The organism is Ignavibacteriales bacterium, from assembly GCA_016700155.1.
GTDB lineage: Bacteria > Bacteroidota > Ignavibacteria > Ignavibacteriales > Ignavibacteriaceae.
In genome coordinates this window covers 1,927,732-1,948,411 of the sequence record CP065001.1, presented here as the reverse complement: position 1 = coordinate 1,948,411, position 20,680 = coordinate 1,927,732, and the positions used below count along the sequence as shown (strand labels likewise).

Sequence of the window (20,680 nt, the reverse complement as noted above, 5' to 3'; positions counted from 1 at the left end):
TAGCAATAAAAAATCCCGCACGAAGCGGGATTGAACTGGTGACCCCAAGGGGATTCGAACCCCTATTACCGCCGTGAAAGGGCGAGGTCCTAACCATTAGACGATGGGGCCAGTATAAGAAAAAACAATTTTCAAAAAACAAATTCCATAGGTTGTGAATTGGTATTTATTCTTTGTGATTTTAATGGGGTGAGCAATGGGACTTGAACCCACGACCCCCAGGGCCACAACCTGGTGCTCTAACCAACTGAGCTATGCTCACCATATATCTCAAATTCCAGGATTCAAATTCCGATCAGCATTTTAAAAATTGTTATTTGTCACTTGAAATTTGAAATTTAAAGTACGCCCGAGTGGAATCGAACCACTAACCTACAGCTTAGAAGGCTGTTGCTCTATCCGATTGAGCTACGGGCGCGGTTAGTGCAAATTGGGCTTTTGTTTCAGTAAAAAAAGAACTTGTAGTCGGGGCGGCAGGATTCGAACCTGCGACCTCCTGCTCCCAAAGCAGGCGCGATGAACCGGGCTACGCTACGCCCCGAAATCTTAAAAAAACTTCTGCTTACAGTCATAATTGCTGTAAATCGAGCCGTAAATATATAGGTTGTTGTTCTAAAAAACAATTATTTATCGTTTATTTTTAATAAGTTGTTCATGAATTTTATCTTACTTTTGATTAGAGATGATAGGTTGCAAAGGTTTTACATAAAATGTCATTACCCTTATTTGTAGCAAAAAAATATATTTCGTCAGGTCGTGAATCACGTTTCATTTCACTCATTTCTACTATTTCAGTCTTTGGAATTACCTTAGGTGTTGCCGCTTTAATAATCGCGTTAAGTATTCTAAATGGATTTGAACAAACCATAACAAAAAAAATAACTGATTTTGAATCACACATAAAAATCTCTTCGTATAGTAATATCCTCCCTGACTATAAAAAAATGAGAAATGTTTTAAAGGAAAAGATAGAACCTTATTCCGAAGAAGTCATTCCTTATGTATTAAAGCTTGCAATAGTCGGAAGTAAGCATACTAAAGACGGTGTTAATATTAAAGGAATCGAGTTTCAAAATACAAGTTCATCAAAGTTAAATGTTGTTGAAGGCGAAAAAGACCTGAATTCACTTAATGATTCATCAATCATCATCGGAAAAAGACTGGCAACTAAACTTTTAATTTCCCCCGGTGATTATGTAAATATTTTTGCTTTAAAAAATGATGAACTTCCTTCAGCAGAAAATCTTCCAAACATAAAACGTTATAAGGTTGCATCAATATTTGAAAGCGGAATGGCTGAATACGATGATTTGTACGCTTATGTAAACCTGTCTTCTGCGCAGGATTTATTTAATCTTGGAGACAATGTAAATGGCTATGATATCAAAGTTAATGATGTTACTAAAATAGACAGCCTGACTTCTTATCTCGCTAATGATTTAAGATACCCGCATTCAGTCAGATCGATTTTTCAGATACATAGAAACATTTTTACTTGGATTGATCTTCAGAAAGAACCAATACCAATTATACTCGGGTTGATAACGCTTGTCGCTGTATTTAATATAATCGGAACACTGCTAATGATAGTCCTTGAAAAAACCAGTGCTGTCGGAGTTCTGAAATCAATGGGCTCGACTAAGAAACAAATTATTTCAGTCTTTTTACTGCAGGGTTTATTTCTTGCATCAATTGGAATCATAGCTGGAAATATTCTTTCCTACGTTTTTCTTTCCCTTCAGTTGAAATACAATATCATTACAATTCCATCATCAGTTTATTTTATGTCTTCGGTACCGATTTATTTATCTCCTGATATTTTTCTTCTCGTTTCAGGAATTACACTTGCCCTATCTTTAGCGGCTTGCATTCTTCCAAGTTATGTTGCAACTAAAATCCAACCTGTAAACTCAATTAGGTTTAGTTGATGAACCTTGAATCATTCATAGCAAAGCGGTACTTAGTTTCAAAACATAAAATTAATTTTATTACAATAATCTCTATGCTTTCTGTTGCAGGAATAACAATTGGTGTTGCAGCGCTCATTGTTGTTCTTAGTGTATTCAATGGCTTTGGAAGTCTCGTTCAATCATTCCTCATTAATTTCGATCCGCATATAAGAATTGAAACACTAACGTCTGATTCATCCATAAAAAACAGTACTGAAAATTTATTTGAAGACAATTCTGATATCACTGGTTTCACTCCATTCGTAAACGGGAAAGTGCTTGTTTACAGGGCTGGACTAACTCAGATTGTCACGCTTAAAGGAATTGAAGAATCCGCGAGCAAATCAATTTATGGAATTGAAAAAAGTATAATCTTCGGAGATTATGTTCTGGAAACTGATGAAGGCACAGATGGAATTGTTATCGGAATCCGGCTTGCTGATAAACTGCAGGCACTTGTCGGTGATACTCTAACTTTTGTTTCACCGGTCGGAATTGAAAAGTCAATTATACAATTCTCTATGCCGCAGATGCACAGGTTTGTGATCCGTGGAATATTTAATTCAAACAATAATGATTATGATCTGACGAATGTTTATTGTTCATTAAAATCAGGACAAAGATTGTTAGGCTATAAAAATAATATTCAGGGTTATGAGTTGAGACTAAGTAATCTTGAAAAATCATCTGAAGTAAAAAAAGAGTTGCAAAATCAATTCACTCCGGATAAGTATTTGATCAGCACCTGGTACGATCTTCATAAAGATCTGTATTCAGTTATGCAGATTGAACGATGGGCTGCTTACATAATTCTTTCACTGATAATAGCTGTGGCGACTTTTAATATACTCGGTTCACTTTCAATGTCGGTAATCGAAAAGAAACGAGACATCGGAATTCTTCGATCAATGGGAGTAAATGAAAAATCTATCATAAAAATATTTATGTATGAAGGAATTCTCGTTGGCATTCTCGGTACACTTGCTGGAGTTGTTATTGGATACTTCGTTCTGTTCCTTCAAATAAATTATAACATCTACCCTCTCGATCCGACACAATACAAGATCGATTCACTACCTGTTGAATTAAGATTTGCGGATTTCTTTTTTGTTACCGGCGCAGCAATGTTATTATCTTTTTTTGCTTCACTTTATCCGGCAAAACGTGCAGCAAAATTAAATATGATCGAATCAATCAAGTGGGAATAAAATTAAATCTATATGAATGATATTTTATTAAAAGCTGAAAAATTAGTTAAGAGTTACAAGACAAATAAAAAACTTTCACTTGAAGTTTTAAAATCAATTTCACTTGAAGTTGAAAGGAAAAAAATCTCAGTGATAGTTGGTGCGTCCGGTGCAGGGAAAAGTACATTGCTTCACCTTTTAGGCGGATTGGACAGACCTGACAGCGGCTCTGTAGTTTATGATGATAAGAATATTTTTGAACTTTCCGATGATAAACTCGCTAAATTCAGGAACTCACATGTTGGTTTTGTTTTTCAATTTCATCACTTACTACCGGAGTTTACTGCAATCGAAAATGTTGCAATTCCGCAAATGATAAATGGCAAATCCTTAAACAAAGCTTCCGAACATGCTAAAGAATTATTAAACTCAGTCGGATTATCAGAACGATTCAACCATAAACCCGCTGAATTATCCGGCGGTGAACAACAGAGAATTGCAGTTGCCAGAGCACTTGCAAACGATCCATCAATAATTTTCGCTGATGAACCAACAGGAAATTTAGATTCTGCAAACAGCGAAGCTGTACATCAAATATTTTTGGACTTACGAGATATGTTTTCAAAGACATTTGTGATAGTTACTCACAATTCATCATTAGTAAATCTGGCTGATAAAGTTTTTGAAATGAAAGATGGAAAGCTTGCCAATAAATAAAACCGATGAATCGGTTCGCATTTTGTCTTATATGATATTGTGCGGGATAAATCCCGCACAGAAAATGAAAAAAACTGAATAAAGTTTTTTTACTTTTTCGAACTTACAGAACTTAAATACTCAAACAATAACCGGACACCAAAACCCGTCATAAGTTTTTTTGAATAATTATTTATGCTGTTTGGAAATGCAGGTCCTGCAATGTCAAGATGCGCCCAGACTAATTTCTTATCGACAAAATTCTCTAAGAACTTTGCTGCACTTATAGCGCCTCCCCACCTTCCGCCATCATTTTTTACATCTGCAACATCACTTTTGTTTAATGAGTTGTAATCATCCCAGAGAGGTAATCGCCATACACGGTCATAAGTTTTCATACCTGCTTTATAAAGATCATCAGCGAGTTTATCATTTTTTGTAAACACACCGGCAACAAATTCTCCAAGCGCAACTACACAAGCCCCTGTTAATGTTGCAAGATCAATTATTACATCGGGTTTTTCCTTTGATGCAAAATGAAGTGCATCAGATAAAATCATTCTTCCTTCAGCATCAGTGTTATCAACTTCTATTGTTTTACCGGAAGATGTTTTAACAATATCACCCGGTCGCATTGAATTTCCCGACAACATATTTTCCGCTGCGGGAATTATTCCTGTTAAATTAACAGGTAACTTTGCTTTTGAAGCGGCTAAAAGTATTCCGATCGTTACAGCAGCGCCGGACATATCAGCCTTCATTTCACCCATATTATTAGCGGGTTTAATTGATATGCCACCTGAATCGAATGTAACGCCTTTACCAACAACAGCTATGTTCCGGGTTTTATTTTTTCCGCCGGCAGTTATTCCGTTGTAGCGCATAACAATAAATCTCGGCGGATTAGCACTGCCTGAACCAACTGCAAGTAATCCTCCCATTTTTCTTTTGGCGATTTCTTTTTCATCAAACACATTTACTTTCACACTGCTGCCTGAGAAAAGTTTTTGTACTTGAGCAGCAAGGCTCTGTGGTGTTATAACATTTGCCGGTTCGTTCTGAAGATCACGTGTAATTGAAACCGCTTTCATTAAATTTGCAGAAGTACTTAATGCTGATTTAAGTTTTTTTGCATCATCAGCGTAGATATGAACAGTAAGATCTTTAAGCGATTTTTTATCGGATAAATATTTGTCAAAAGTATAATTACCAAAGAATATTCCTTCAATAACAGACTGATAAAAATATTCTTCTGTTTCAAAATAATTTTTAAATACATCATACTTTGGAATGAAGATGTGAAGAAATTTTAACTCTTCCTTTTCAAGTGACGGAATAAGTCCTGCAAAATAATTACGGAAATAATCGGCACTAAACTTATCATCAACTTTAATTTTATGAAGAAGGACTTCATCAGGTCTGCCGTCTTTTTTGTAAGCCCTTATTTCGCTGGTACCTTCTCTCAGAAAATTCTTTTTTTGAATTTCAGATATTCTGAGGATTAATATTTTTTCTACCTGGGCAAAACTTTCTTTTAATTTTTTTTCATCGATTAGAAATCTGATGCTAAGTGAAAGTGGTTTGTAAATAACTTTTTTGTCCCCTGCTAAAAGTTTGAGTTTGAACATTACTCCCTCGGATTATTTATTAAGATATTCTTCAGCCTTCGCTAAAATAATTGGTTGAAGATCAGAAAGGTTTTTATTAAAAAATCTTGCGCCCGCCGCATTAATATGACCGCCGCCACCGAATTCACCTGCTAACTTGTTTACCGGAATTGTGCCCTTTGATCTGAAACTGACTTTAAATCCCTCTTTAAGTTCGATGAATAACATTCCAAGTACAACACTATCAACTGATAACGAAAAATTAACAAACCCGTCCGTGTCTGACTCAAGTGCACCTGTCTCATTAATCATCTCGCGTGTCAAAGCCATATAACCAATTTTATTCTCTTTCCCGAAAAGTGTTAATGAATTCAAAGCTTTACCAAGAAGTTTTATTTTTCCGAAGTGACTTTGATCATATATATTATCAAACACTTCACCCGGATTAACACCGAGAGTTAAAAGTTCGGAAGCAATAAGATGAATTTCCGGTGTTGTTCTTTCAAAACGAAATGAACCGGTGTCTGTCATTATGGCCGCATAAATTGGGTATGCAATGTCATAATTCATTTTAACAATGCTGGTCTTTTTTATAAGATCATAAATAATCTGTCCGGTGGCTGAATAATCAGAGTTAACAAAAAGATGATCAACAAAATCTTCGGGATCCTGGTGATGATCAATGCAGACTTTAATTTTTATCGATGCACGAAAATGATTTGCTACACTTACCATTCTTTCCGCCCGGTTAAAATCCAGCCCAATCAGTACTTCAACTTCATGGAAAAGATGTTCATGCTTTTCATCATCGTACTTTTCTATTACATTTTCTTTGTCAAGAAACTTAAGGTTGTACGGTGTTTCACTGTGATTAACAATAAAAACTTCTTTCCCTAACTTTTTCAGAATTTCATACAAAGCAATCTCGGAACCTATTGCATCGGCATCGGGATTAACGTGAGTCGTAAGCAGAAACGAATTATGACTCTCTAATATTTCTTTTAACTTGTTAAAGTTTGGCATTGAGATTTCAGAATTAATCGAATTGAATTATGCAGATCGTCTTTCAGATGTTTTTAATTTCCGTCACACTTTGATTGCATTTCTATACAATATGACGAGAATCAATTTTCTGCACAATCACTAATTTGAATTGCAAAATATGAAATTTAGTTGTCACTGCAATGAGTTGAACGGGTCTATGAACCATTGCCATTAACTTCCCAGACATTGCCGGTGAAAAGCAGTTTCCTCAAATCACCTTCTCCTCTGCTCTTCTTAACACCATTTATCTGGTTTTGGAAATCTTCTTCATAAGTAGTTTTAGTTTCCTGTCTGAAAACTCCAATCGGAACAGGCAATCCTTCCATTTCTGTAAACTGTGAAAGAATGTTTGCGCGTGAATTTGTTTTCTCAAATTCATTGTGCACCCATACATCATTAACTGAATTACCGTTCTCAGTTATGTTGATGACCGTTGGAGTAAATCCTTCAAGCTTTATTCCGAATTCATTATTCTTTCCAAACAGAAGTGGTTTATCATGTTCAAGCACAACTACATTTTCAGGGCGGCTTTCTTTTTCAGTATAAAGTTCAAATGCACCATCGTTGAAGATATTACAGTTCTGAAATATTTCTATGAAAGCAGTTCCGTTATGATCTGCAGCACGCTTCATCATTGCCTGCATGTGTTTCGGATCGCGGTCAAAAGTTCTTGCGATAAGTGTTGCACCAGCTCCAATTGCTAATGAAACAGGATTGAACGGAAAATCAACACTGCCGAATGGTGTGCTCTTTGTCTTCTTTCCTTTTTCTGATGTTGGTGAGTATTGACCTTTTGTTAATCCGTAAATCCTGTTGTTGAATAACATGATCTTTATTCCAACATTTCTCCTGCAGGCATGAATAAAATGATTTCCGCCGATACTTAGTAAGTCACCATCACCGGTAGCAACCCAAACTGACAGATCAGGTCTGTTAACTTTTACGCCTGTTGCAATTGCGGGAGCGCGTCCATGAATTCCATGAAATCCGTATGTGTCCATGTAATAAGGAAATCTTGATGAGCAGCCTATTCCGGAAATCCATACAAAGTTTTCCTTTTTAATTCCGAGGTCGGGTGATACTCTTTGCATTTGCGCAAGTATGGAATAATCACCGCATCCGGGACACCATCTTACATCCTGTGATGATGAAAAATCTTTTGCTGAATATTTTACTTCGGTGTTTATTGTTTCATCTGCCATTACCGTTACCTCCTGTCATTGATTCAAATTTTAATTCTATCTCTGATGATTTAAAAGGAAGTCCCTGTATTTTATTGTACTCAACTAAATCAACATCAAACTGACTCCTCAGTATTTTTGATAGCTGTCCCATATTTAATTCCGGACAAAGTATTTTCTTAAATCTGCCTAAAACTTCTTTTGTGTTTGAAGGAAAAGGATTCAGATATTTAAAATGAATCTGCGCAACTTTATTTCCCTTCACTCGTAAACGTCTTACAGCTTCTGTAATTGCTCCGCAGGTTCCACCCCAACCAACAATTGCTATGTCTGCATCTTCATCACCTAAAACTTCCAGAAGCGGAATATCATGCTTTATATTATCAACTTTTTGTGCGCGAAGCTGAACCATAAATTCATGATTCAATGGATCATAATTTACGTTACCTGTTATGTTGGATTTTTCCAATCCGCCGATACGATGTTCCAATCCGGGCGTTCCCGGAATAGCCCATGGTCTTACAAGATTTTCATTCCTGTTATAAGGTTGAAATCCTTCCTTGGTTGTTTGGAACTTAACTTCAATTTCAGGAATGGAATCTGGTTCAGGAATTTTCCATGGTTCAGAACCATTTGCGATGTATCCATCTGACAAAAGCATTACAGGAACCATATACTTGGTTGCAATGCGTGATGCTTCATAAGCCATATAAAAACAATCTGCGGGTGTGGATGCAGCAAGCACAACAACCGGAGCTTCGCCATTTCTTCCGTACATTGCCTGAAGCAGATCAGACTGTTCTGTTTTTGTTGGAAGTCCGGTACTCGGTCCGCCTCTTTGAATATCGATAATTACAATTGGCAATTCAGTCATTACACCTAATCCCATTGCTTCGGATTTGAGTGCAACACCGGGACCGCTTGTTGTAGTAATAGCAAGCGCTCCGGAAAATGCTGCACCGAGACAAGCTGTAATTGCTGAAATTTCATCTTCAGCCTGGAATGTTCTTACTCCAAAATTTTTATGTCGGCTTAGTTCATGAAGAATATCAGACGCCGGTGTGATTGGATATGAACCGAGAAATAATGGTAATCCTGATTTAACAGATGCGGTTATAAAACCTAATGCTATCGCTTCGTTACCTGAAACATTTCTGTAAGTTCCTTTAGGAAGTTTTGCAGGATAAACCTGGTAACGAGTTGTGAACAGTTCAGTGTTTTCTCCAAAGTAATAGCCAGCCATTAAAGCTTTTTCATTTGCTTCTGCTAATAAAGCAGAATCTTTAAACTTTGATTTTATCCATTCAATAGTCGGTTCAATAGGGCGGCTGTATAACCAGTACATCATTCCAAGTGCAAAGAAATTTTTTGAGCGTGAAATTTCTTTATTTGTTAATCCTATTCCTTCTAATGCTTTTGATGTCTGCTGACTCAAAGGAACCTGAACAACTGTAAAACCCTGTAATGATCCATCTTCAAGTGGATTACTGTCGTAGTTAGCGAGTTTAAGATTCCTTGTATCGAATGCGTTGATGTTTACGATTATCATCGCATTAGGTTTTAAGTCACTCAGATTAATTTTCAGCGCAGCCGGATTCATCGCAACAAGAACATCAGGAGAATCGCCGGGAGTGTGAACATCGCTGCTGCTGAACTTCAACTGGAATCCGCTTACACCATAAGTTGTACCGGCAGGAGCGCGTATCTCTGCGGGATAATCAGGCAGAGTGCTTAAATCATTACCAACAAGTGCTGTAGTGTTTGTGAATTGTGAACCGGTCAATTGCATTCCATCGCCGGAATCACCCGCAAAACGGACTGTTACATCAGTCAGATCTAAAATAGTCTTTCCCATATTCTCTCTTTTATTTTGGAGTTTGCTGGAAGTTGTTTGAAAAATTGTTTTTGATTTTCATTCCGGCGAACAAATTACATAAGGGGTTAACTATTGTCAAATCTAAAATGTTGGTAAATACGTTATGATTTTTTGATACAAGAAATTATTTTTGTTCAGCAATAAAATAACATTAGGGGTGGGTAGTATATGTATAAGGGATATTTGTTCTTCGGCTTCATTTCTATCATCCTATTTTTAACCGGATGTACCTCATCACAAAAAATTGTTCATCAGTCCGGCGAACCAATCGAAGTTTTTTCAACAGAAGAAGCGGTTACATTTTCTGTGGAGGACAACAGAAAGACATCTTCATTTATTATTTCGAGTGATGAATGGAATTCAGATTATAGTTTAGATCAGAGTCTCAGTTTATATATCGAAGACTACTTCAATCTTTCGATGGAATATGATTCCTCAGTTGTTCCAGGCAGGAATATCAAAGTATATGTTGACCAGTTCAAGTTCGAAAAGCGGCATATAGTAAAATACTCGATAAGGTTTATCGAAAAATATTCTACTGATACAGCAGGTGTTATAAGAGTAGCGTCAAAGTATGTTGATTCAACTTATCGAAAAAAAACTGAAGAACTTATCGATTTGACGCTCACTGATTGCCTTGCTAAATATTTTAATAGTGAAAATTCCACTACAAGGATTATTGCTGTCGATCCTGAAAAGAAAAAAACACCGCAAGAACCAAAAGTTATTAATGAAGAAGCAGGATCGTCAGACACGCTCGTAACACAGAAAGACATGCCTGTCGAACAAATAGAATTAAATGAAGATAATACGACTGAGCCAAAACCTGAAATTATTAAAGTACCGGAGAGTGAAATGACAAGTGAAGTTGTTGTAATCAAAAACATACCGCAAAAGATTACACTTTCATCATTTGGATTCACTTTTATTAAAGGCGATAAAATTCGGGGCGGTGTACATTTGTACTATGCAAAAGCCAGATGTTTACCTGAAGACCGATTTATTTTAAAGTACGGCGCCGGTCTCAATTATTTTAGCATTGAAAACCTGGATGATGGATATGAAGGTTTTGCTATTGGCGGATGGTTTCCATTAATCCTTCAGCATTTTTATTCAAATAATTCTGAAGGTGCATTTATTGGTGTATCATTTCTGCTTATGCTGGGTAATGAAAGCATCACTTACGGATACAAAGAAACGAATACATTTTTTATTGGTCCCGCAATTGAACCATTTGTGGGGTTCAAGTTCAAAAATAATTTATCAATTGACGGAGGTCCGTTTTTTATAGCACTTGCCGGATCCAAAATGCTGCCGAATGATTTTGGATTCAGGATAAATACAAACATTTGGTTTTAATATTTGGGGTGAACAATGTATACAAAACTCTTTTACCTGATCATGATCTTAGCAGTTTCTCTAACGCTCGTTGGGTGTTCTTCATCTGAACTAACCAAATTTTCTGAAGACAGTTCGTGTAAAACGACAATTGAAGGAAATTATTATAAAGTCGCGATTCAAAAATATTCTCAACTATATCTTAAGATGGAAAAACATCCTAAGAAAGTATTGGGTTCGCTGATTTCGTTTGATTCGACTAATGCTGTTTTTGTTCCCGTGAACATGCAAATGGGAGATAGTGATACTTCTGTTGTGCCCGTAGATACTATTTATGGATTAGTTGATAAATTCGGAAATGTACTACAAGGAGAAATTCCTGAATTCTGGAAAAAGGATTTAAATGAGGATCTGATTAATCACAAACTATGGATCGGACTGACTGATATACGGACAGAATTGTACTATGAATTAAGATTACAACCTAATGAACCATTTGCTTACTGCATTAATCCCGGAGTATATGAAGTTACATTGCTGGATTTTTACGAAGATCGCGATATAGCAGACAAAGGATATGATTTTGGAAAGATCATTATCACAATCAAACCCGGTATAGTTAATTACCTTGGAAATATTTATGCTGATTACAGAACAAAGGATGATGAAAATATTATTCTTGTTCCATGCTCATACTATAATGGGGGTGCGCAAAGTGCTGCTGGTCAGTTTGGCGGCTTTTTGGGCTCGCTAGTATATACAATCGCCAATGAAATCTCTAATTCAGATTTACATCACGTAATTCACATAGAGCGTGATAATAATTTTATACCTGAAGCAAATCTGGATGTTAGTGATGTTGAGATAAGTGTAACTATGGAAGAAGAATAAAACAAAGTGTTCAGCAGAAATGAAGTGTAAAATATCAATAGCGATACTGTTTCTCCTGGTCATTTGTATCGATCAACCATTAGTTTTAAGCCAGAGTAACGCTAGTACTAAATCTTTATCAAATGTAAACACTAATAATAAATTTTTTATTGGCTTTAATACCGGCTATCGGTTTAATATTTCTGTTGACCCGGACTTGAGTTCTAACTTCCTGTTTGGATTTTCTATTCAACTTCCATTATCAGAATTTGTCAGTCTTCAACCTGAATTGAATTTCTGGAAGACTGATCTTATTAACTATCCTGTTGAAAGTAAATATTCTGTGACTGATTTTCCAATACTCCTGATGCTGAATGTTAATTATGAAAAGACTGGTGTTGACCTATTATTCGGTCCTGGTGTTATTGTTCAACATGACCACTCTGATAAATTGATTTCCTTAAATATTGGTATTGGCTACTGGATAAGGATTTTAGAACGACTTCGTTTGAATCTCGAAAGCAGATTACAACTTGCTGGTTCAATCGAGCCGGGAGGCGGGAATTCTGTTTCATCTTTGTACTTAAGAATGGGATTGAAATATGAATTGGGGAACTAATTTATTTAAAATAAAACAGGCTTGATCTCTCAAGCCTGTAATCCTCTCTCCAAATCAAATTAATTCTTATGCAACTTCCCAGGTGTTCTCTGTGAACATCAGTTTTTCGTAACTTCCCTTTCCTTTTTTCTCGGTAAGGAAATCAATCTGATTCATCAGGTCAATATCATAAGGAGTTTTGTGGAATTGTCTGAATACTCCTATTGGCGTCGGGAAACCGGGAATGTCTGTAAATCGCGCTAACAAAAATACTCTTGTCGGATTATCATCAAGCTCATCGTGAACAAAACAATCATTGATAGAATTTTTTCCGTCTTCAAGATCAATGATAACAGGATTTAATCCGTCGAGTTTAATTCCTTTATTTTTATTCGCACCAAAGACCAACGGTTTGCCGTGTTCAAGTACAACAACATTATCCGGTTTAGTTTCTTTTTCAGTTAGTGGCAGGTACGCGCCGTCATTAAATATCGGGCAGTTCTGGTAAATCTCGATGAATGCAAGACCGTTATGTTTAGCCGCTCTTGATAACATCTCCTGCAAATGTTTGGGATCTCTGTCCATTGTGCGGGCAACGAAGGTAGCACCTGAACCTGTAGCAAGTTTAATTGCATTAAAAGGATAGTCAACTGTTCCGTAAGGTGATGACTTTGTAACTTTTCCTTTTTCGGATGTTGGTGAGTACTGTCCTTTTGTCAATCCGTAAATCTTGTTGTTGAACATCACGATCTTAAGATTAATATTTTTTCTGCAAGCGTGGATAAAATGATTACCGCCGATACTAAGCATATCACCGTCACCGGTTGCAACCCAAACCTGTAATTCAGGATTTGCGAGTTTAACTCCGGTTGCAATTGCAGCAGCTCTTCCGTGAATTGTATGGAAACCATAAGTGTTCATGTAATATGGAAACCGGCTTGAGCATCCGATACCGGATATCCAAACCATATTTTCTTTTTTAACTCCAAAATCAGGAGAAGTTCTTTGAACCTGAGCAAGTATGGAATAGTCACCGCAGCCCGGGCACCATTTAACATCAACATCAGACGCGAAATCTTTTGGAGTGTATTTTACTTCCGGTACATTTATCGTATTAACGTTATTATTTTCCATTCTTTCCTCCGAGGATTTCAACGAGTTTGTTTTCTATTTCAGAAACTTTAAATGGCTGTCCCTGTACTTTATTAAACTGAAGTACATCAAGCAGGAATTTGTTCCTGATAAGTAATGCTAACTGACCAAGGTTCAATTCAGGTATAAGAACTTTTTTGAAATTCTTTAGAACCGAACCAAGATTTTTCGGCATCGGGTTTAGGTATTTAAGATGTGCCTGCGAAACATTGTAACCATTTTCTTTAACTCTTGTTACTGCTTCGCGAATAGCACCATAGGTACTTCCCCATCCGAGTATAAGTAATTCACCTGATTGATCACCTTCAACTACAAGATCCGGAATATCATCAGCTATCTTTTCAATTTTTTGCTGACGAAGGTTTATCATTAGCTCGTGGTTATCAGGTTCATAACTTATGTTACCGTAAATGTGTTTCTTTTCTAATCCGCCAATTCGGTGTTCTAATCCTGGAGTTCCCGGTATAGCCCATGGGCGAACAAGATTTTCATCTCTTGAATACGGATGGAAATCATCCGGATTAACTTTGAACCGAACAGGAATTTCCGGCAGTTCATCAAATGGTTTTATTCTTAATGGCTCTGATCCGAAAGCAAGGTAACCGTCTGTTAGAAGTATAACAGGTGTCATATATTTTAATGCAATTCGTGATGCTTCAATTGCAGACCAGTAACAATCAGCCGGACTTGAAGCTGCAAGAATACATAATGGAGCTTCACCATGTCTTCCAAAAAACGCTTGAAGTAGATCAGCCTGTTCGGTTTTTGTTGGCAGTCCTGTACTGGGTCCGCCTCTTTGCACATTAACAACAACAAGCGGAAGCTCAGCTATCACTGCAAGACCAAGTGCTTCAGTTTTAAGCGAGAGTCCGGGACCACTTGTGTTTGTTGCAGCAAGGTTACCCGCGAATGAAGCTCCTATTGCTGAAGCAACTCCGCTTATCTCATCTTCTGCCTGAAAAGTTCTTACTCCAAAATTTCTGTACTTGCTTAGTTCCTGTAATATTTCTGATGCAGGGGTAATGGGATATGAACCAAGAAATAAAGGAAGTCCTGATCTAAGTGATGCAGTTATCAAACCAATTGCTACTGCTTCATTGCCGGAGACGTTTCTGTATTTTCCTTTAGGCAGTTTTGCCGGAAGTACTTCATACTTTGTTGTGAAGAGTTCCGTCATTTCTCCATAATAGTAACCAGCCATCAAAACATTTTTATTAGCTTCGAGAAACTTTGGTTTGTTTTTGAATTTTGTTTCAAGCCAGGTTATTGTATTTGCAACAGGTCGGTTGTATAACCAGTACATCAATCCAAGAGCAAAAAAGTTTTTACATCTTTCTTTTTCTTTTATTGAAAGATCAGTTCCCTTTAATGCTTCCATTGTCAACTTGGTTAACTCAACAGGTATTACATTGTAGCCCTGTAGTGAATCATCTTCTAATGGATTGGAATCGTATTTAGCGAGCTTTAAATTTTTTGCGTCGAATGCACTTGTATTAACAATGATAAGTGCGTTCGGTTTTAATTCTTTAATGTTTACTTTTAACGCAGCGGGATTCATAGCAATAAGAACATCCGGTGAATCACCGGGAGTTGAAATATCACTGCTGCTGAAGTGTAATTGAAAACCGCTCACACCTGCTAATGAACCGGCGGGCGCGCGTATTTCTGCGGGGAAATCCGGTAATGTACTAAGGTCATTTCCTAATGATGCGGTAGTATCTGTAAATTGTGAACCAGTTAATTGCATTCCGTCGCCGGAGTCTCCGGCAAACTTAACGGTAACATCAGTCACCTGTTTAATCTGGATTTTCTTTTCGTTCACCATAATTAAATTTAAAAACCTTTAAATGATTGTTTTGCCTGCAATTCCATAAACCGTGCCACGAGGAATACTTTTATTGAATAGATGTGTGTGTGATTAACGAAGATTTTAGTAAGAATTTGACATTTATAAATAGCAACTTTTAAACAGGTGGCTATTTATTCTCAATTGTGAAAAATGATTTTTATAATCAAGAATAGGATTTTCATCCTATTCCTGATTAAAATATGAAATGTTTCTGAGGTCAGTGAATCCGTATCAATTCACTTTTGAAATCATGTTATAAAATTCATCAGCATTAACGAAGCCTGTTATCCTGTGAATTTCATTTCCTTTTGAATCGATGATAAGAACAGTGGGCACACCAAGAATTTTATATTTCTCCCTTAATGCTTCCACTTCCGGCGAAAGTGATTTAGTCATATCAGCCTTGAATGTGTGGAAGTTTTTTGATTCATCAATAACTCTTTGATCTGAAAAAGTTAAGGCATCTAATTCTTTGCAGGGGATACACCAGTCAGCATAAAAATCAATTATCACTCCCCTGTTTTCAATATTCTGAGGTATAGCGCCTTCGGTATAATGCACCCATTCAACGGATTTTGTATCAGAAGGAATTAATGAATAGACAGAAAGTGCAATGATGATAATTGAAAACACGATCTTAAATATTCTGAATCCTAAAACCCTGTTTGCAAGTTTGTCAAAGAATAAAAGATATATCGCCGTAATAATTCCAAATACCGGCAGAACATAACCCGAAATACTTTTTGGCAACAGCGGAAGTAAAAAGTATAACGCCATTCCGATCAGGATAAAACCAAACACATGTTTTACTGCATCCATCCATTCACCCGCGCGAGGAAGTTTTTTAATCTTTCCTGAAAAGATTGCAAGTATGAGATACGGAAAACCTAATCCAAGTGCGAGAACGAAGAACATTAAAAATCCAAAGTATGGATCTGCTTTTGCGGCAACATAAGTGACGAGTCCAAGTACAAAAGGACCAATACAAGGTGCGGCAACAATACCCATTGTTAATCCCATAAAGAAAGCGCCGTACATTCCACCCTTTGCACCGCCTGCTTTTGCGACTAAAGAGTTTGGTAATTTAAATTCATATACTCCGAACATGCTTAGTGATAACACGAGAAATATTGCGACGATAAAAAGAATTACAAATGTATTTTGCAGCAGCGCACCGAACACCGCACCAGTTAGTGATGTAACAACACCAATAACAGAATAAGTCACCGCCATTCCGAGTACAAATAAAACACCCATCATTGCTAAACGACCGGTGCTTCCTTCACTTTGTCCGCCAAAGTAACCTATTGTAATTGGTATAAGCGGATATACACAAGGTGTGAGATTAAGTGCAAGTCCGCCTATAAATACTAACAGCAGCCCAATGATCAATCCGCTCTCTTCTAGCGCCTTAGTTATCGGATCATCTTTCTTAATTTCAGAGGTACCTGAGCCGCTATAGCTAAGATCAACATTTTTAAATACATCCTGATGGATTTCATTAACTACTGCCTGTTTATCCGCAACTTCTATTTCTAAAGTATCTAAAACAGATGTCGGCGCAAGACAGGTTATATCATTACAAGCCTGGTAATCAAGCGACACAATTAAATTGTATTTACCTGGTTGAATATCTTTTGGTGTCTGAAGCAATGCTCCAATGTAAACTTCGCCTTCCCAGACAGAGAGCGGAGTTTCAGAAAAACTAAGTTTGAAATCATGTGCTTTTGGATAAACTATCTTACTCACTGTAAAAGAGTTTATTGTGGAATCAATAATCAATTCGGTTGGGATAAGATATTCTTCATAAGGTTTGTTTGAGTTGATATGCCATGTTGAATCGACATGTACTCTAACTGCGATCTTAAATTCGCTACCGGCATAAACTTTATCGAATGATGAAAAAGTTTTTATCGTAACCAATTCCTGGTTACTGCCGAATTGTGCATAAGAAGTGATTGTTAATAAAAATACAATCGATGTAATGAGAAATCTTTTCATAGTACTTTTCTATTTATTAAATGAATTTTTTCTAAGTGTTCCTTAGAGACACTAAGTGTTTAAAGTTATTTTCTCCATCCCTGGACAATCGGGTAGCGTCTTCCATACCCGAAAGCTTTGGTTGAAACTCTTAATGCAGGAGCTGCCTGCTTTCTTTTGAACTCGTTTATATCTACCATTCTCAAAACTTTCTTAACTAATGCTTCATCCTTAATAATTCCGATTATCTCTGCCTGCTCTTTGTTCTCTTCAAGATACATTTTTAAAATTTTATCAAGCAAGGGATAAGGCGGCAAAGTATCCTGGTCTGTTTGATTAAACTTCAATTCAGCAGACGGAGCTTTAATTAATATTTCTTTTGGGATAATTTCTTTGTCACGATTTATGTATTCACTTATCCTGTAAACATCGGTTTTGTAAACGTCAGCAATAACGGCGAGCCCACCGCACATATCACCATACAAAGTACAATAACCTACCGCCATTTCAGATTTATTTCCTGTAGTGAGTAACAACGAGTTCATTTTGTTTGAAACAGTCATAAGGTAAAGACCGCGGACTCTTGCCTGAACATTTTCACCTGCAACTGTATTATCAATTTCACCTGTTACTTCTTTTATTGATTCAAACACTCTGTCAACAACTGGTTGAATAGAAACATTGGATGATGAGATTCCAAGATTGGCAATAAGTTTCTCTGAATCTTTCACACTTCCTTCACTTGAATATTTTGAAGGCATCATCATCACAAAAACATTTTCCGGTCCTAATGCTTCAACAGCAATGTATGTAACAAGTGCTGAGTCAATTCCGCCGCTTATTCCAACAAGGACTTTCTTAAAATTTAATTTTGAGCAGTAATCTTTCAATCCATAAATGAGTGCAGACAATGTTTCTTCTTCAAAACTTTTTTCTGATTTGCCGATAACTTCATATTTATTCTTTGTATCGAATATGAAATAATCCTCATCATAACTATTGCCTAATGAAGTAAGTTCACCTTTATCATTAAAGCACATACTCGCGCCGTCAAAAACTAAATCAGTCTGAGCGCCCACACAACAAGTATATACCAATGGAAGTTTGTCATTGCCGGTTAGGGTTGATAGCATCTTTTTACGGCTTTCCCGTTTTCCATATGCATAAGGGCTTGCAGAAATATTTATCAAAATTGTTGCGCCACTTTGAATAAGCTTTTTAACAGGATCTGTGTTGTATCTTCGTTTGTGCCAGTAGTCAGCATCGTTCCAGATATCTTCGCAGATAGAAATCCCTAACCTCTCTCCTTTAAATTCATGGACAAAAACTTCTTTAGCCGGATCGAAATATCTCATTTCATCAAATACATCATAATTAGGTATTAAGGTTTTATGCTGAACAAACCGGATCTTTCCATCATAACAAAGTATTGCTGAGTTGTGAATATCCGTTCCTATCATATCATCATCCTCAGTTATTGATCCGAACAGAAGCCCTACTGAATCAGTTACTGATGCAATTTCTTCTGCAGCTTCATTTGCCGCATAACGGAATTCTTTTTTTTCAACAAGATCTAATGGTGGATAACCAATGAGTGATAGTTCAGGAAAGATTGCTAGATCGGCGCCGTCCGATTGTGCTTTTTTATAATAATTCAGAATCTTCTTTTTGTTAAGCTCAATATCACCAATAACAGTATTTATCTGGCAGACAGCTATTTTCATTTAAATATGATCGAAAGAATTAGTCACATTTTTTTTCACACACTAAAATAAAAACAAAACCACATACGATAAAACTAAATAATATTGCCGAAAGAGGCATTTTTCCGCAACCGTCGAAAATAGCATTCATCCGTATTTCGCAAAAAATTACCATTAGTAAAATTAAATGAACATTGGTTTTCTTTTTAACTATAATTCGCACGGATTCTAAAAAGTTTAAAGCGGGAGTCTGATATGGAAAAAAAATTATATAGATCGTACAAAGATAAAATGCTTGGAGGTGTTGCCGGTGGTATTGGTGAATACTTCGAGATTGATTCGACAATCATCAGGATAATTTTTCTTGTTACACTCTTTATGGGCGGAACAGGAATTATTGCTTACCTGATTTTGTGGGTACTTGTGCCTCAACAGATTTTTATACCTAATATGGTTAGTGCGGATTCAAATTCACAGAACAGCAATATTCCTAAAAGTAATTTAATAGATAATTACTTTGCTGAGCAGGAAGAAAAAAAGAATAAACGATCAATGACGCTTGGCATTATTCTAATTGTATTCGGCGTAATATTTCTTGCAGATAATTTTTTACCAAGAATAAGTTTCGGTGATTTTTGGCCCATCCTGCTAATAGGTATAGGAACGGCTTTGTTGTTAAACTCAAAAAAGAATTAAACGTACAGGTGTAAAATGAAAACAAAACACATTTTTTGGGGACTGCTTTTCATCTCGATAGGCGTCCTTGTCCTGTTAAATAATTTTGGTGTGATGAACTTGTACTGGTCAAATGTATGGAAATTCTGGCCGCTGGTAATAGTTCTTTGGGGAATTTCATTTATGACCAAACACCAATTTGTAAAAAATATTATTGTAGGCTGCTCAGCAATTTTTTTAGCTGTTGTTTTATTTACTTCAGTCCGGGCTGCCACTAATCTTGTAAACGATGACATTGAATTTGTAATTGACGGTGATGACATTGAGTATGATGTAACAACGTATTACCAGCCTTTTGATTCAACCATTCAATATTCTACGTTGAACTTTGACGCAGGTGCCGGAAGTTTCATAATGAAGAATACTACCGACAGCCTTATCGCAGTTGTTACTGAAGGAATAAAGAACAACTATTCTTTCTCCAACAGTGTTGATGCACACAATGCTGTACTTGACCTTGATATGAAATTCACAAAGTTTTCGCTTGGTAAAGGAAAACATAAAAACAAGGTTGACATATCCTTAAATACAAATCCTGTCTGGGATGTTCATTTCGACATTGGCGCTGCAAAAATGGATCTTGATCTGACCCCATACAAAACAGAAAACATAACTATTGATATGGGTGCGGCTTCTTTGCTTGTAAGACTTGGTGACAAAACGGAGGAAACGAGACTAAGGATTGATGCAGGTGCTTCAAGTATTGAAATTGAAATTCCTGATAGTTCGGGTTGTGAAATTACATCTGACGCTGTTTTATCCTCAAAGAATTTTGAGGGTTTCTATAAAACAAATTCTGATATCTACAGAACAAACGGATTTGAAGAAGCAAAGAATAAAATTTATATAGATCTTGAAGCAGGTGTTTCATCAATTAAAGTAAGAAGAATAGAAGCCCCGGCACAGAAAATATAA

The 20,680-nt window shown here is 36.6% G+C and carries 16 protein-coding genes and 4 tRNA genes; 8 read left to right on the top strand and 12 right to left on the bottom strand.

The window, feature by feature from the left end; translation table 11 throughout:
* Positions 1-36 precede the first annotated feature (36 nt).
* The 4 genes from IPM56_08100 to IPM56_08085 form a co-directional block, all read right to left on the bottom strand.
* Positions 37-111: transfer RNA gene (locus IPM56_08100), tRNA-Glu, on the bottom strand.
* A 74-nt stretch (positions 112-185) separates the two neighbouring features.
* Positions 186-262, bottom strand: a tRNA-His gene (locus IPM56_08095).
* An 82-nt stretch (positions 263-344) separates the two neighbouring features.
* A tRNA-Arg gene (locus tag IPM56_08090) sits at positions 345-418 on the bottom strand.
* Between the two features lie 47 nt (positions 419-465).
* Positions 466-541: transfer RNA gene (locus tag IPM56_08085), tRNA-Pro, on the bottom strand.
* A gap of 169 nt (positions 542-710) precedes the next feature.
* Here IPM56_08085 and IPM56_08080 point away from each other — a divergent pair.
* Genes IPM56_08080 through IPM56_08070 form a run of 3 tightly spaced genes read left to right on the top strand, consistent with a single transcriptional unit; the run spans position 711 to position 3,853 of the window.
* Positions 711-1,928: an ABC transporter permease gene (locus IPM56_08080; protein ID QQS37886.1), complete on the top strand. Its 1,218-nt coding sequence runs from the start codon at positions 711-713 to the stop codon at positions 1,926-1,928.
* Complete coding sequence (locus tag IPM56_08075) at positions 1,928-3,157, top strand: ABC transporter permease (protein ID QQS37885.1); 1,230 nt, start codon at positions 1,928-1,930, stop codon at positions 3,155-3,157. Before IPM56_08080 ends, IPM56_08075 begins: the two co-directional genes overlap by 1 nt.
* A 12-nt stretch (positions 3,158-3,169) precedes the next feature.
* Positions 3,170-3,853 (top strand): ABC transporter ATP-binding protein, encoded by a 684-nt coding sequence (locus IPM56_08070; protein ID QQS37884.1) that lies wholly within the window; start codon positions 3,170-3,172, stop codon positions 3,851-3,853.
* 89 nt (positions 3,854-3,942) lie between these two features.
* On the opposite strand, the gene IPM56_08065 is transcribed toward IPM56_08070, so the two are convergent.
* From IPM56_08065 to IPM56_08050, 4 genes are all read right to left on the bottom strand, one after another.
* Positions 3,943-5,460, bottom strand: a complete 1,518-nt coding sequence (locus tag IPM56_08065; protein QQS37883.1) for a leucyl aminopeptidase — start codon at positions 5,458-5,460, stop codon at positions 3,943-3,945.
* 12 nt (positions 5,461-5,472) lie between these two features.
* Complete coding sequence (locus IPM56_08060; protein QQS37882.1) at positions 5,473-6,462, bottom strand: bifunctional oligoribonuclease/PAP phosphatase NrnA; 990 nt, start codon at positions 6,460-6,462, stop codon at positions 5,473-5,475.
* Between the two features lie 176 nt (positions 6,463-6,638).
* Positions 6,639-7,685, bottom strand: coding sequence for a 2-oxoacid:ferredoxin oxidoreductase subunit beta (locus tag IPM56_08055; GenBank protein QQS37881.1), 1,047 nt, complete (start codon positions 7,683-7,685; stop codon positions 6,639-6,641).
* Positions 7,675-9,519 (bottom strand): 2-oxoacid:acceptor oxidoreductase subunit alpha, encoded by a 1,845-nt coding sequence (locus tag IPM56_08050; GenBank protein QQS37880.1) that lies wholly within the window; start codon positions 9,517-9,519, stop codon positions 7,675-7,677. The genes IPM56_08055 and IPM56_08050 overlap by 11 nt, the downstream gene beginning before the upstream one ends.
* Positions 9,520-9,708: 189 nt before the next feature.
* Between IPM56_08050 and IPM56_08045 the strand changes: the two genes are divergently transcribed.
* Genes IPM56_08045 through IPM56_08035 form a run of 3 tightly spaced genes read left to right on the top strand, consistent with a single transcriptional unit; the run spans position 9,709 to position 12,367 of the window.
* The gene (locus tag IPM56_08045) at positions 9,709-10,899 is read left to right on the top strand and encodes a hypothetical protein (protein ID QQS37879.1); all 1,191 of its coding nucleotides are present in this window, start codon (positions 9,709-9,711) and stop codon (positions 10,897-10,899) included.
* Between the two features lie 15 nt (positions 10,900-10,914).
* Positions 10,915-11,769: a hypothetical protein gene (locus tag IPM56_08040; GenBank protein ID QQS37878.1), complete on the top strand. Its 855-nt coding sequence runs from the start codon at positions 10,915-10,917 to the stop codon at positions 11,767-11,769.
* Positions 11,770-11,788: 19 nt separating this feature from the next.
* The gene (locus tag IPM56_08035; GenBank protein QQS37877.1) at positions 11,789-12,367 is read left to right on the top strand and encodes a hypothetical protein; all 579 of its coding nucleotides are present in this window, start codon (positions 11,789-11,791) and stop codon (positions 12,365-12,367) included.
* A gap of 66 nt (positions 12,368-12,433) precedes the next feature.
* Here the strand turns inward: IPM56_08035 and IPM56_08030 are convergent, their stop codons facing one another.
* The 4 genes from IPM56_08030 to IPM56_08015 all read right to left on the bottom strand — a co-directional run bounded on the left by IPM56_08030 (position 12,434) and on the right by IPM56_08015 (position 19,051).
* Entirely contained in the window at positions 12,434-13,480 is a 1,047-nt protein-coding gene (locus IPM56_08030) for a 2-oxoacid:ferredoxin oxidoreductase subunit beta (protein QQS37876.1), read from the bottom strand.
* Positions 13,470-15,323, bottom strand: coding sequence for a 2-oxoacid:acceptor oxidoreductase subunit alpha (locus IPM56_08025; GenBank protein QQS37875.1), 1,854 nt, complete (start codon positions 15,321-15,323; stop codon positions 13,470-13,472). The genes IPM56_08030 and IPM56_08025 overlap by 11 nt, the downstream gene beginning before the upstream one ends.
* A gap of 255 nt (positions 15,324-15,578) precedes the next feature.
* The gene (locus IPM56_08020; protein QQS37874.1) at positions 15,579-17,348 is read right to left on the bottom strand and encodes a thioredoxin fold domain-containing protein; all 1,770 of its coding nucleotides are present in this window, start codon (positions 17,346-17,348) and stop codon (positions 15,579-15,581) included.
* A gap of 65 nt (positions 17,349-17,413) precedes the next feature.
* A complete protein-coding gene (locus IPM56_08015) occupies positions 17,414-19,051 on the bottom strand; it encodes an NAD+ synthase (protein ID QQS37873.1) in 1,638 nt (545 codons plus the stop codon).
* Between the two features lie 234 nt (positions 19,052-19,285).
* Here IPM56_08015 and IPM56_08010 point away from each other — a divergent pair, with 234 nt between their 5' ends.
* Both IPM56_08010 and IPM56_08005 read left to right on the top strand, forming a co-directional pair.
* Positions 19,286-19,726, top strand: a complete 441-nt coding sequence (locus tag IPM56_08010; protein QQS37872.1) for a PspC domain-containing protein — start codon at positions 19,286-19,288, stop codon at positions 19,724-19,726.
* Positions 19,727-19,741: 15 nt separating this feature from the next.
* Positions 19,742-20,680 carry a hypothetical protein gene (locus tag IPM56_08005; GenBank protein ID QQS37871.1) on the top strand — a complete coding sequence of 313 codons (939 nt, stop codon included), beginning with the start codon at positions 19,742-19,744 and terminating at the stop codon, positions 20,678-20,680.